The sequence below is a fragment of the Kitasatospora sp. NPDC114501 genome (genome assembly GCF_055633695.1).
Window position 1 is genome coordinate 199648 of sequence record NZ_JBVKDS010000005.1, and the last position, 12689, is coordinate 212336.

At 76.4% G+C, this 12689-nt stretch carries 10 protein-coding genes; 4 read left to right on the forward strand and 6 right to left on the reverse strand.

Annotation, left to right across the window (positions count from 1 at the left end):
• Positions 1 to 55: 55 nt before the first annotated feature.
• Positions 56 to 883, reverse strand: a complete 828-nt coding sequence (gene dpgD / locus ACZ7RU_RS11810) for an enoyl-CoA-hydratase DpgD (RefSeq protein ID WP_470340739.1) — start codon at positions 881 to 883, stop codon at positions 56 to 58.
• Positions 884 to 1213: 330 nt separating this feature from the next.
• Here dpgD and ACZ7RU_RS11815 point away from each other — a divergent pair, with 330 nt between their 5' ends.
• On the forward strand, positions 1214 to 1690 hold the full coding sequence (locus ACZ7RU_RS11815) for a helix-turn-helix domain-containing protein (protein WP_470340740.1): 477 nt from the start codon (positions 1214 to 1216) through the stop codon (positions 1688 to 1690).
• Between the two features lie 59 nt (positions 1691 to 1749).
• Here ACZ7RU_RS11815 and ACZ7RU_RS11820 read toward each other — a convergent pair whose 3' ends face one another.
• The 3 genes from ACZ7RU_RS11820 to ACZ7RU_RS11830 form a co-directional block, all read right to left on the reverse strand.
• Entirely contained in the window at positions 1750 to 2352 is a 603-nt protein-coding gene (locus ACZ7RU_RS11820; RefSeq protein WP_401112017.1) for a ClpP family protease, read from the reverse strand.
• A 1-nt stretch (position 2353) separates the two neighbouring features.
• Positions 2354 to 2992: an ATP-dependent Clp protease proteolytic subunit gene (locus tag ACZ7RU_RS11825; RefSeq protein WP_470340741.1), complete on the reverse strand. Its 639-nt coding sequence runs from the start codon at positions 2990 to 2992 to the stop codon at positions 2354 to 2356.
• 145 nt (positions 2993 to 3137) lie between these two features.
• Positions 3138 to 4991: an RICIN domain-containing protein gene (locus ACZ7RU_RS11830; protein WP_470340742.1), complete on the reverse strand. Its 1854-nt coding sequence runs from the start codon at positions 4989 to 4991 to the stop codon at positions 3138 to 3140.
• Positions 4992 to 5324: 333 nt separating this feature from the next.
• On the opposite strand from ACZ7RU_RS11830, the gene ACZ7RU_RS11835 reads away from it, so the two are divergent.
• Both ACZ7RU_RS11835 and ACZ7RU_RS11840 read left to right on the forward strand, forming a co-directional pair.
• A complete protein-coding gene (locus tag ACZ7RU_RS11835) occupies positions 5325 to 5837 on the forward strand; it encodes a hypothetical protein (RefSeq protein WP_470340743.1) in 513 nt (170 codons plus the stop codon).
• Positions 5834 to 8695, forward strand: a complete 2862-nt coding sequence (locus ACZ7RU_RS11840) for a M48 family metalloprotease (protein WP_470340744.1) — start codon at positions 5834 to 5836, stop codon at positions 8693 to 8695. Before ACZ7RU_RS11835 ends, ACZ7RU_RS11840 begins: the two co-directional genes overlap by 4 nt.
• Before the next feature lie 20 nt (positions 8696 to 8715).
• Here ACZ7RU_RS11840 and ACZ7RU_RS11845 read toward each other — a convergent pair whose 3' ends face one another.
• Positions 8716 to 9558 carry an arylamine N-acetyltransferase family protein gene (locus tag ACZ7RU_RS11845; RefSeq protein WP_470340745.1) on the reverse strand — a complete coding sequence of 281 codons (843 nt, stop codon included), beginning with the start codon at positions 9556 to 9558 and terminating at the stop codon, positions 8716 to 8718.
• Between the two features lie 282 nt (positions 9559 to 9840).
• Here ACZ7RU_RS11845 and ACZ7RU_RS11850 point away from each other — a divergent pair, with 282 nt between their 5' ends.
• Complete coding sequence (locus ACZ7RU_RS11850) at positions 9841 to 10812, forward strand: hypothetical protein (RefSeq protein WP_470340746.1); 972 nt, start codon at positions 9841 to 9843, stop codon at positions 10810 to 10812.
• A gap of 69 nt (positions 10813 to 10881) precedes the next feature.
• On the opposite strand, the gene ACZ7RU_RS11855 is transcribed toward ACZ7RU_RS11850, so the two are convergent.
• Positions 10882 to 12660: a serine hydrolase gene (locus ACZ7RU_RS11855; RefSeq protein WP_470340747.1), complete on the reverse strand. Its 1779-nt coding sequence runs from the start codon at positions 12658 to 12660 to the stop codon at positions 10882 to 10884.
• Between the last annotated feature and the right edge of the window lie 29 nt (positions 12661 to 12689).

Sequence of the window (12689 nt, forward strand, 5' to 3'; positions counted from 1 at the left end):
CCGGGCCCGACGGCGGGCCGGGCCGGGGGGCCCGGGACTTCGGGCGCGGGCGCGCTCAGCGCCCGCGCCACACCGGGGGGCGTTTTTCCGCGAAGGCGCGCGGCCCCTCCCTGGCGTCCTCGCTGGCCCGGCGGACCTGCTCCCAGTGGTAGCGGGTCGTGAACGCCTCCTCCAGCGGCAGGTCCACCGAGCGCATCACGGCCTCCTTCAGGGCGCGTTGCGACAGCGGCGCGCAGCGCAGCAGGTCGGCCGTCCAGCGGTCGACGCACTCGTCCAGCCGCTCGTCGGGGACGACCTCGTTGACCAGTCCGAAGGCCAGCGCCTGGGACGCGGACATCCGGTGTCCGGTGAGCAGGTAGCCCATCGCGGCCTTGAGCGGGATCTGCCGGGCCAGCCGGAAGGCCCCGCCGGCGCCGGGGACCAGTCCGAGGGCGGCTTCGGGCAGGGCGAAGACGGCGCTGTGCGCGGCGATCACCAGGTCGCAGGCGAGGACCAGTTCGAAGCCGCCGCCGAGGGCGTAGCCGCGGACCCTGGCCAGGACGGGTTTGGTCAGGGAGAAGCGGTCGGTCAGGCGCGGCGAGCCGGGCAGGCCCCGGGATCCGAAGGTGGTCGGCGGGGTGCCTTCGCGGTCGAGGCGGGCCCGTTCCGTGAGGTCCTGGCCGACCGAGAAGGCGCGTTCGCCCGCGCCGGTCAGCACGACCAGCCGTACCCGGTCGTCGCGTTCGACCTCGTCCCAGACCGCGCCGAGTTCCGCGTGCATCCGCTGGTCCATCGCGTTGAGCACCCGGGGGCGGTTCAGGGTCACGCGGGCGACGTGCCCGGCCCGTTCGTAGAGCACGGGCCGGTCGGTCGCGGCTGCCTCGTTCACGTTCACGGGGTCCACCCGGGCAGGCTACCGGCGGGGGCGGGCGGGGGCGCGGAGGTCGGCGGCCGTGGCCCGGGCGGGTGTGGCGGGGCCCCGGCGTCCGCGTCCCGGCGCCCGCCCGTTTGGCCGAGCGGATCGGGGTGAGAAGAGCACCGGGTGGTACGGGCCCGTCCCACCGCCGCTCAGAGCCCGGCCACCGTGACATCCACTCACCGGCGGCCGGGCGACAGCGCCCTGGCCGGTGAACGCCGGGGCCCTGAGGGGGCGTCCGCGGTCCTCGGGGGCGGATTCACCCAGGGCAGAACGCCGCGGTCTTCCCCCCGGGCCCGGGATCCCTAGGCTGAAGGGGTGAGCACTCATGCGCCGAACGAAGCCCGCGTCATCCCCCTGCGTCCGCCGGCCTCGCCGCCCGCGTCCGACGGGGCGTCCCGCACCCCGCGGCCGGCCCAGGCCCCGCCGGCGCCGGTGCGCAGGGAGCCGCTGTGGCGCGACGTCGTCGGCGATGTGCTGCGGCGTGAGCGGCTCGCGCAGGAGCGCACGTTGAAGGACGTCGCGCAGGCGGCCCGGATCTCGATGCCGTACCTGTCGGAGCTGGAGCGCGGGCGCAAGGAGGCCTCCTCCGAGGTGCTGGCGGCCGCCGCCCGGGCGCTGGGGCTGGGGCTCGGGGACCTGCTCTCGCTGGCCCAGGACGAGCTGGCCCGGTACGCGGTCCCGAGCCGGGTCGGCCAGGGCCTGGCGGGCCGGGGCCTGTCCGGTCAGGGCCTGGCGGGCCGGGGCCGTACGGCGCCCACGGCTCGGTACGACGGCCTCTGCCTGGCCGCCTGAGCGCGCCCGGTGGCCGGTGCGGCGGCGGTGCGTACCGCCGCCGCACCGGCCGGGCGGGGTCAGGCGAACGGGAGCCGCCGGCTCAGCACCTGGTCGGCGATGCCGTAGGCGACGGCCTCCTCGGCGGTGAGCACCTTGTCGCGGTCCATGTCGGCGCGCAGCGTCGCCGCGTCGTGGTGGGTGTGCCGGGACAGCACCTCCTCCACCTGCGAGCGGATGCGGACCATCTCCTTGGCCGCGAGGCTGAGGTCGGAGACCGTCCCCTGCCGGCCGCCGCTGGCCGGCTGGCCGAGCAGCACCCGGGCGTGCTGGAGCACGAACCGTCGCCCGGGGTCCCCTCCGGCCAGCAGCACGGCGGCCGTCGACGCCGCCTGGCCGACGCAGAAGGTGGAGATCGGCGCCTGCACGAAGGTCATCGTGTCGTAGATCGCCATCAGTGAAGTGAACGATCCGCCGGGCGAGTTGAGGTAGATCGAGATCTCGCGTTCCGGGTTCTCCGACTCCAGGTGCAGGAGTTGGGCGATGACCACGTTGGCGACCGAGTCGTCGATCTCGGTGCCGAGGAAGATGATCCGTTCGTTCAGCAGCCGGCTGAAGACGTCGTAGGTGCGCTCGCCCTGTGCGGTGCGCTCGATGACGTAGGGAACCGTGTACGAGCCCATGTCACAGTCCGATCCGTCGGCGGGAGGCGGCCGGGCGGATGTCGGCGACCGACTCCACCACCCGGTCCACGATCCCGTACTCCCTGGCCTGTTCGGCGGTGAACCAGCGGTCCCGGTCGCCGTCGCGGGCGATGGTCTCCTCGCTCTGCCCGGTGTGCTCGGCGGTGATCCGCTCGATGGCCCGCTTGGTGAACTGGAGGTTCTCGGCCTGGATCTCGATGTCCGCGGCGGTGCCGCCGATGCCCGCCGAGGGCTGGTGCATCATGATCCGCGCGTTCGGCAGCGCGAACCGCTTGCCGGGCGCGCCCACGGTGAGCAGGAACTGGCCCATGCTGGCGGCGAATCCCATCGCCAGGGTGGAGACGTCGTTCGGGATGAGCCGCATGGTGTCGTAGATGGCGAGGCCCGCGGTGACGGAGCCGCCGGGGCTGTTGATGTACAGGCCGATGTCGGTGCGCGGGTCCTCCGCGGACAGCAGCAGCAGCTGCGCGCACACCCGGTTGGCGGACACGTCGTCGACCTGCGTGCCGAGCAGGACGATCCGCTGGGCGAGCAGCTGCGCGGCGAGGTGGTCGTCGAAGGCGGTGGGCGTGGTGTCGCCCTCCGCCGCGCGGGGCGGGGACGTGCTGAGGGGGGTCATCTGCGCTCCTTGCGGGGCCGGGAATGCCGTCCGCTCCACTCTCGGCCCGCTGCGGCCCGCGGCCGCGGTTTCTCTGCCCGCCGCAGATTCGCCACGGGCAGAGCGCGCGGCCCGGGCCCCCGCGGTAGCGCCCGGGGCGGGCCGGCTACCGGCGGGGGCCGTAGTCCCAGTAGTGGTCCGGATAGTCGCCGCACGGGTACTGCATCAGCGGGGCCTGCGGGGCGTTGCTGCCGTGGGAGACGGCGAGGCACTGGCGGCTGTTGCCGTTGACGAAGCGGATGCCGTGCGGCCACTTCTCGATCCTCCAGGTCTGCCCGGGGCTGTTCCCGCACGCGGACTGGACGATCTGGGCGGTGGCCTCGGTGCTGGCGTCCCGGACGGAGAGGCACAGGGCGCTGTTGTAGCTGACGATCCGGTAGTAGGTGTCGCCTTCGGTGTCCGTGGCGGTCTTCCGGGCCTCCCAGAAGTGGTCGGGGTAGTCCCCGCAGGGCAGTTGCTGGACCTGTTGGCCCTCCTCCCGGCTGCCGCCGGGGGTGGCCATGCACTGCAGGCTGTTGCCGTTGCGGATCGCCACCGATCCCGCCGGCGGGGTCGTCGGGGTCCCGCCGAGGCGGCCGGGTACCGGGGGGTCGGTCTGCGGCCCCGGTGCCGGGGTGGGGGTCGCCGGTGACGGCGCGGGCCGTTCGCCGCCGGTCGGGGCCGAGGGGGTGGCGGGTTCCGGCGGGGCGCCGGCTCCTTCGGTCCGGGCCGCTGCCGCGGCCGGTGCGGGCGTCGCGGGCGTGCTCTGTGCTCCGGCGGACGGGGGCGGCGTACCGCCCGGTGCGGGGGCGGCGGACGGGGTGGTCGGGCCGGGGACCGGGGCCGGGGGGCCGTCCGCGGAGGGCGGGCCGCCGGTCGCGCCGGCCTGCGGCACGATCCGGGTGCCGGCCGCCTGGGGGACGGTGTCGAGGGGGGTCGGCGCCGGGCTCAGGTGCAGGCCCACCAGGACGCCGGCGAGCACCAGCACCCCGGCCAGCGCCGCCGCCGCCAGGGCCGTGCCGGTTCCGGCCGTACGGGGGCGCCGAGCACCGGCGGGTCCGCCGTACGGTGGGCCGGTGAACGCGGCTCCGCGCGCGAGCGGGCCGGTCGGGGGGTTGTCCGGGGTGCGGACCAGCTCACCGCGGACGATCCCGGGGCCGGACGCGGGGCCGGACGCGGCGGGGGCCATCCGCAGCACCTCCCGGTGCCGGTCGGCCAGGGCCTGCCGCACCTCCACGAGACCGGCGCCCAGCCGCCGCAGCACCGGCAGGTGGGCCTGCACCCCGTCGGCCACCACCAGTTCGGCGCCCGGCGGCCGGGTGTCACCCGGCCGGGCCTGCGTCAGCTCCTGGTCGACCAGGGCCTCGATGGCGTCCTGCTCCCGTTCCGCGGTGCGCCGTGCCTCGCGCGCGCTGTCCCGGATGCGGCGCACCTCCTCCAGGCAGCGCGTCGCCTCCCGCAGCCGGGAGCGCCGCGACTCCGCCGCGCCGCCGGCCGGTGGGGGTGCGGCGGGGCCCGCCGCGTCCTCGGCGCCGGTGGCCAGTTCGCCCCGCAGCTCGGCCACGATCGCCACCAGCACCCGGATCAGGTCCTCCGCCTCTGCCATGCCCGCCTCGGCCTGCCGTTGCGCCTGCCGGGCCAGGTCCAGCGCCTGCTGTGCGGCCGACCGTCCCGCTCCGGGCGGCTGGAGGCCCCCGGCCGCCCGGGTCGCCTGTTCGTGCAGGTGGGCGGCGCGCGCCAGCAGCGCCGACCGGGCCAGCGGGTCCGTCACGTGGTCGTGGACCAGCCGTTGGAGCAGGTGCCACGGGATGTCCCGCTCCGCCGAGCGGTACTCGCCCCAGCTGGTCTTGCTGGCCCGGTAGCGCCGGGCGAGCTCGCGGACGGTGGTCCCCGACGTCATCTCCCGGACGAACCGGGCCAGGTCGTCCGCCTGCTCGGTCTCTCCCTTGTACCGCCCTTGCGGACGTCCAGCACGCCCCACCCCGCGCCCCCTCCTGTGCGCTCGGCCGGGCCGGATCACCCGCCTCCCGTCCGAGCTGAACCGTTTCTTGTAGGTGGACCATCAAACAGGCCGTGCCGAGGGACCTCCACCGGTTCTTCGGACAACCTGCCGGCACCCGCCCCCGGCCGCCACGGCGGGGTGTTCCCGTGGTGGGGCGGTTGCCGGCCCCGGGCGCCCGTCCGCCGGGCACGGTCGGGAAACCCCCTGGATAGCGGACCTCCGATGGGGGTAAGTTCCGCTCACGCGTCGGCAGTTGACGAAAGATCAGCTCTGGGGGGCGGGCGGATGGCCGGATCGGTTCGGGACGTCGTCGTGGATGTGGTGACACGGCTGGCACCGGAGGAGCTTCCGCTGCTGCGGGGGCTGGACAGGCTGTCCTCCGAGGAGGTGGTGGCGCTGTTCGGGCGCCGGCGGCGGGGCGAGCCGCTGGGGTTCGGGCTGGCGGAGGCGGCCGCGCTGGTCACGCCGGTGGTGTGGATGGCGGTGGACGAGGCCTGCCGGGCCGCGGTCGGCGCCGGCGTGGCGCGCGCGGGCGGCGGGCTGCGGCGGCTGTGGCTGTGGCGGCGCGGGCGCGGCCGGCCCGTGCTGGAGCCGCCCGTACCGCCGTTGGACGAGCGGCAGTTGGCGGCCGTCCACGCCCGGGTGCGCACGGGTGCCCGCGAGGCCGGGTTCGACGAGCCGGCCGCCGGCGCGCTCGCGGACTGCGTGGTGGCCCGGCTGGCCATGGAGCCGGGCGCGCCCGCCGCCCCGCCCGCTCCCCCGGAACCACCCGCTGCCCCGCCCGCTCCCCCGACGGGGCCCGGCGCCCCGGAGCCGCCGGCATGAGCGCACCCGCCGCACCACCGGTGCCACCGGTGCCGCCCGAGCCGCCGAAGCCCCCCGCCGCCGCGCCGGTCCTCGACCCGCGCGTCCTGCCCGCCGGCACCGCGCTGCGCTTCGGCCTGCTGCTGCTGTCCATGGTGGCCGCCGGCCACCACATGCTGACGACCCTGCTGGAGCTGGTCCGCAAGGGCCGGGCCACGGAGTACGCCTGCTCGCTGGCCGCCGGGTTCGACCCCAGCGGGGACTTCCTGACGCAACTGGGGGTCGACCCCAGGGCGGACCCGGCGCTGCGCGCCTGTCTGGCCGCCGCCCCGGACGACCCGCGCTGGCCGGTGCCCGTCGCGCTGGCGCTGGTGCTGCTGGCGGCCGCCGCGCTGTACCTGCTGCTGCCCCGCTGGCGGCGGCGCTCGCGCCGGCTGGAGCCCGTGGACGGGGAGCTGCGGGCGGAGCTGCTGCGCCTGGCGGAACTGGCCCGGCTGCCGGTGGTGCCGGAGTTCGTGGTGGACCCGGGCCGGCTCGGCTCGGGGGCGGTGGTGTTCGGCCACGCGCGCCGGCGCACCGTGTGCCTGTACGCGGGGCTGCTGGTGACCCGGGTGAGCGATCCGGCCGGGTTCCGGGCGGTGGTGCTCCACGAGTTCGCGCACATCCGCAACCGGGACGTGGACCTGGGGTACGCGGTCACCGCGCTGTGGCGGGTGTTCGCGCTGCTGGTGGCGCTGCCGTTCGTGGTGGTGGTCGGCGGGTCGCTGGTGGGCGCGGAGTTCGGGCTCTTCGTGGGCGCCGACCGGGTGTTCTGGCCGGCCGGGCGGGCGCCGCTGGTGAGGCAGACGGCCACCGCGCTGGGCATGGCGCTGCTGGTGGTGCTGGCCCGCGCCGACGCGCTGCGCCACCGGGAGCTGTACGCGGACGCGGACGCCGTCGCGCTCGGCGCCGACCGGCGGGTGTGGGACGTGCGCGATCCGGCGGGCCCGGCCGCCCGGCTCGGCCGGCTCTGGGGGGCGCATCCGACCTGGGCGCAGCGGCGCCGGGCGTTGGACGATCCGGCGGCGCTGTTCACCCTGGCGCCGTTGCAGACGTTCCTGGTGGGCGCGGCCGGTGTCGCCGTCCCGCTGCTGCTGCCCCCGTTCGCCGGGGGGACGGGCGGGGTGTGGTCGGCGGCCGTGCCGACGGCGCTGGTGCTCGGGGTGGCGGCCTGGCGGTCGGCGGCGTACGCGGCGCACCGCGGGACGGCCGGGCCGGACGGGCTGCGGGCGGGGCTGTGGCTGGGCGCCGGCCTGGTGGTCGGCGAGCTGGTCGTGGACATCACCGCCGGCGGGCGCTGGTTTCCGGCGTATCCGCTCGTGCTGCTGGTGCTGCTGCTCGGCGCGTTGGCGTACGTCCCGTGGCTGGTGCAGTGCGCCCGGCTGGGGCTGGGGCGCGGGCGGGTGGCGAGGGTGGCCGCGCTGGCGGGGGCGGTGCTGGTCGCGGCGGCCGGGCTGGCCTGGTGGTCGGGGAGCGGCCACCTGTACACCGCCGGGGACGTCCTGGGCGGGGGCGGGATGCGGGAGCTGGTGGTCGGGCAGTTCCCCGGCGGGTGGGAGCGGCACGGGGCCGAGCTGGAGTGGATCGCCACGGTGATGCCGCGGCTGGGGGTGGACGGGCGCACGACGGCCTTCGTGGCGGCCGCGGGAGCGCTGTGGGCGCTGCCGTACCTGCTGTGGCTGCTCGGCGGGCACCGGGGGTTGGGCCGGGCGCTGCGCCGCGGGCTGCTGGGCGGGGTGCTGTGCGTGGCCGGGGTGTTGGCGGTCAAGGCGGTGCTGTATCCGGGCCGTCCGCCGCTGGATGAGCGCGGGGGCGGGTTCGTGCTGCGGTACGTGTCGTGGCTGACGGTCGCGGTGTGGGCCGGGATGGTGGTCACGGCGGTGGTGGTGGCGCTGGTGTCCCGGCGGCTGTGGCTGGTCGGGGCGCTGGTGGCGGCGGGGGTCGCCCAGGCGTGCGCGTTGGTGGCGGTGTTCCTGCTGGTGTCGGCGGACGGGTGCCTCGGGCCGTTGCGGACCACGGGCGACAGCTGCCTGTGGGTGCCGGGGAGCGGTTGGCCGCTGGTGCAGGTGCTGGCGGGCCCGGTGCTGCCGGCGCTGTTCGGGGCGGCGCTGGCCGCGGCGCTGGTGCGGCTGCCGCTCGCCCTCCTCCGGCGGGGCGGCGCCGCCGCGCCGGACGACCGGGTGGCACGCTCCGGCGTCCGGCGGGTGGTGCTCGTCGGGGCCCTCGTCGGGGCGCTGGCCCTGGGGCCCGCCGCCGTGCAGGCGCTGCCGTCGGGTTCGGCGGGCGGGCTCGACCCCACGGCGCGGCGGCCGGCCGACGCCCGCTCCGAACGGGTCCGGGTCTTCCAGCTGCTGATGTGGTACCTGGTCGGCGGGAAGCAGGACGTCCTGGCGCTCGTCGACGGGTACCGGGCCTTCTCCGACGAGGTCCAGGCGCTCCAGCGGGCGGCGGCCGAGCAGCCGGGCGAGTCGGTGCGGGTCGACGGCCGCCGCTTCGCCGAGATCTGCACCGCGCTCCAGGGTGCCGCCACGACCGCCCTGGGCCACCTCCACATCCCCGACTCCGGTCTGGACGGGCCCTGGTGGGCGGCGCTGGAGCAGACCCGGCGGGCCGGGCAGCACTGTGCGCGGGTCATGGACCCCGAGCGCGAGGAGCGGCCGGGCGAGGCCGACGCCGTCCTGACGGAGGTCGCCGACGGGATCGGGCCGCTGCTGGCCGCCGTCGATCCCGTCCTGCGGCGGATCGAGACCGACGGACCGCGGTACTGGCCGAACCTCGTCCGCGTCGACCGCCCGCAGCCGTCCGGCCCGCCCGGGACGGAGGGGCGGGCCGGCGGCTGACCGGGGAGGGCGGAGCCCGCTCAGCCCCGCTCAGCCCCCGCTCGGTCCGGGAGGCCCGGAAGCGCCGGGAGGCGGTCCAGGGCGATCCCGAAGCGGGTGCGGTAGGCGGCGAGGGCCTCGTCGTCGGCGAGGGCCCGCTCGGTGCGCCCGCCGCCCGGGGTGGTGGTGATCAGACGCCGGCCGCTGACGGTCACCCGGCCGCCGTCGGCGGTGAGCAGCGAGCAGGTCGTCGAGCGGGTGAAGTGGGAGTCCGGCGAGGTGGCCTGCCACCAGCAGGTGGCGGCGAAGTCGGCGAGCTCGTACGGGCGCAGGCCCAGGCGGTACTGCGGCCTGCCGTCCAGCAGGACGTCCAGGTCGCCGTGCACACCGGTCGGGGTGAGGGTGAACGCGCCCTCGGCGTCGGCCTGTTCGCCGCGTTCGTCCAGGCGCAGCGGGTGGCGGCTGAAGCGGCCGAAGCCGACGTCGACCAGCCAGGGCTCGTCGAGGTCCACCCGCAGGGCGAGGTGGCCGAGCGGCGGGCCGAGGCGTTCGCCGTCGAAGACGCGGGCGGCCAGCAGGCTCACCCGGTAGCCGAGCGAGGTGAGCAACCCGGCGAAGGCGCCGTTGAGTTCGTAGCAGAAGCCGCCCCGGCGGCGGGTCACGACCTTGGCCAGCAGGGCGCCGGGGTCGAGGTCGACGCGCTCGCCGAGGTGGAGGCCGAGGTTCTCGAACGGGACGGTGCGCAGGTGGGCGAGCTGGAGCCGGGCGAGCGCCTGCGGGGAGGGCGTGCCGGGGTCGGGCAGGGCGATCCGGTCGAGGTAGGCGGACCGCTCGGCGGCGGTGAGGCCGGCGGACGGCCGCTCGGGGTGTGGCGCGTGATCCATCCGGCCATTCCACCCGGGCGCGGGCGCCGCGGCCATCGGCATTTGGTCCTACGTCCGAGGTTCTCACGGGGCCGGGTCCTGGCCGTCGTCCACGGCCTCGCCACCGCCGCCCTCCACCGCCGGCCTCGGCGGTGGCGCCGAGGCCGGTTTCCACCTGCCGCCCGCCCCGGGTGGCCGACGGGGCGCCGGCCGGTGCCCCGGGACTGCCCTTTCGTCCCTGGCGGGGGCCGCGCCGGGGCCGTAGGGTCGGCGTGCCGCGCAGCGACGCAGGAGGGCCGGAGCGTGCGAGAGACCGCGACCCACTCGGTGGCGCCGACGTCCGGGGCCGCACCGACCAGGCGTACGGCGCAGCGGCGGGCGTCGGCGCCGGCCGCCCCCGCACGGGCGCCGCGTCCCGCCGAACTCGCCGACCTCCAGAGGACGGTGGGCAACGCGGCGGTGACCCGCCGGCTCCAGCGCCAGGCGGCTGACGGGGTCAGGGAGCAGGCGCGGCGCGACGCCGCCGACCCCGCCGGGCACGGCGAGTGGGGGTCGTTCCGCGAGGACATGGCCCGGGCGGGGTTCTCCGCGGACGTCACGGAGGTCGCCTGGCAGCTCGTCCTCGGCGGCATCGCCGAGCAGGGGCGGCTCAACGACGAGGCCATGGCGCGGTACACCGAGCGCCAGGCCCAGCGCGACCACCGGGCGTCGAACAGCTGGTACCAGGAGCTGGTGAAGGTCGTCGGCGACTACCTGGAGATCGACACGCCGACGCTGGCCCTGTGGTCGGGCGGCCGGGAGGTCAGCGACTACGCCCTCGGCAAGGGCCACACCCCGTTGGAGGCCACCGCCTTCGGCGGGGTGGTCGACAGGCTGACCCTGACGTCGGACTGGATGCTCAAGACGCCGATGTGGAACGTCCTGTCCAAGGCCTTCGTGAGCCGTGCCCGCGGCCCCGTCCACATCTTCCTGCGGGCGTACGACCCGGAGAGCGTGCTGATCGCGCAGGAGGTGCCGCAGCTGCGCGTGGTCATGGCGCTCGACCCGGCGGTGCGGCTCGTCTGGCACCCGGTGTACGCCGCGGCCGACGGGAGGCTGATGGAGGTCACCCGGGGCCTCGACCTGGCCGCCGACGCCCCCTGCTCCACCCGCGACGAGTGCGTACGGATCCTCTACGACTACCTGCGCCTGGTCCACGACCCGGCCAACGCCCACTCCGCGCGCGCCCACGCCGAGATGAGCGCCCGCCTCGCCGCCAACGGCAACCCGCAGTAGGGCCGCTGGGGCGGGGAGGCCGGCCGGTCTCCCCGCCCGCCCCTACGGCGCCGGTCGCGGTCCGGCGGCCTACTTGCAGAGGGCCGCGTCCACGTCGGCGGTGATCCGCGGCACGGCCGCTTCGGACGGCGTGGTGGTCACCGCGAAGTTCGCGGCGCGGCCGTCCTCGGTGACGCCCCCGAAGGTCACGGAGCCGGGCAGGCCGCCGCCGTGGCCCCAGTAGACGCCGGGGCCGCACGACAGCCGGTAGGAGGCCAGGCCCAGCCCGTACCGGGCGCCCTCGCCCAGGCTCCCGTCGGTGGCGACGGTCGTGCGCATCTGGGCGAGCTGCTCCGGGCCGAGCAGGCGGCCGCCGAGCAGTTCCGTGTAGAAGCGGTTGAGGTCGGTGTTGGTGGAGACCATCGCCCCCGCCGCCCAGCCCCAGGACAGGTCCTGGCGGGTGACGTCGGTGAGCGGGGCGCCGGGCGTCAGCCGGTGGTAGATCCTGGGGTGGGCCTCGTGCACGGTGGTGTCCCCGGGGGTCGGGAAGTAGGTGTGCCGCAGGCCGATCCGGTCGATGACGCGGCGGGTGATCTCCTCGCCCACCGGCCGGCCGGTGATCTTCTGGATGATCATCCCGGCGACCAGGTAGCCGGTGTTGCTGTACTGCCAGCCGGTGCCCGGGGCGAAGTCGGCCTTGTGGGCGAGCGCGAGGTCGAGCAGGTCGCGGGGCTCGTAGTACCGGTCCAGCGGGCCGGTGAGGTCGAGGTACTTCGTGTAGTTGGGCAGGCCGGCGGTGTGCTGGAGGAGCTGGCGGACCGTGATGGCCGCGCCGTCGATGCCGTCCCCGCGCAGCAGGCCGGGCAGGTAGGTGTCGACGTGCTCGTCGAGCGCCACCTTGCCCTCCTCGACGAGTTGCAGCACGACCACCGCGGTGAAGGCCTTGGTGTTGCTGCCGATCCGCACCTGGCCGTCCACCGGCACCTTGGCCCGGGTGGCCAGATCGCCCACCCCGGCCGTGTAGTTGCGGGTGCGTCCGTCCCGGCCGGTGACGGCGGCCAGCGCGCCGGGCATGGCGAAGTCCCGTACCAGGGCGTCCAGGTTCTTCTGGACGACGTCCGGCCGCCGCGCCGCGGCGGGGCCGGTGTCGGCGGCGACGGCACCGGCGGGAGCAGCGGCCCCGACCGCGAGCGCGCCGACGACGGCGGCCAGCGCGATCCGGCCGCGCGCGGTGGTCCGGCGGGGGCGGCCGGGGCGGTGGGAATCGTGCGCGTTCACGAGGAACTCCTGTCGCTGGGAGGGGTTTTCCGGGGCTTCCCGGAGGCCTCCAGCCGACCATCCGCGACCGGGCCGGGTCGTCCGCGCACGGGACGAGGGCGCCCTCACGCCCCGGCCCCGGGGGTCCGGGGCGTCCGGGAGCCCGGTCCCGGTCCGGTGTCCCCCCGGGGTCGTACGCCGCGGCGCGGGGCGCAGCAGGGAGAAGACCTGGTTGCCGTGGATCCACCCCGAGCAGTCGAACACGTTGAAGTCGGCGGAGTCGCCCAGTCCTTCGCCGTTGTCGTCCGGGTTCTGCTTCCAGATGCCCAGGCATTCGTTCTCGTTGCGCCGGCTGCGGAAGATGAAGGACTGGCTGTCGTCCTTGTAGTGGCACAGCTTCCACTGCTGGCTGTAGCCACCGGTGTCGGGGTTCTGGACGGCCTGCCCCCAGGCGCTGTACTGGTTCCTCTCCACGAGCTGGTTGAACGGCGTCCTGATCCGGTAGTAGCCGTCGTCGCAGACGTAGCCGTGCCACTCGGTCGAGGCCAGTGCCCGGGTCTCGGCCGACGCGGGGGCGGCGAGCAGGGTGAGGTTTCTCGGGGGGCCCGGCACCCCCGGCAGCCCCCCGGCCGCCCCCTGGC

Excerpts from the sequence above, each read along its gene's own strand:
- ACZ7RU_RS11820 (WP_401112017.1), bottom strand. The coding sequence starts at position 2,352 with ATGGGCTCGTACACGGTTCCCTACGTCATCGAGCGCACCGCACAGGGC.
- ACZ7RU_RS11825 (WP_470340741.1), bottom strand. The coding sequence starts at position 2,992 with ATGACCCCCCTCAGCACGTCCCCGCCCCGCGCGGCGGAGGGCGACACC.
- ACZ7RU_RS11845 (WP_470340745.1), bottom strand. The coding sequence starts at position 9,558 with ATGGATCACGCGCCACACCCCGAGCGGCCGTCCGCCGGCCTCACCGCC.
- ACZ7RU_RS11840 (WP_470340744.1), top strand. The coding sequence starts at position 5,834 with ATGAGCGCACCCGCCGCACCACCGGTGCCACCGGTGCCGCCCGAGCCG.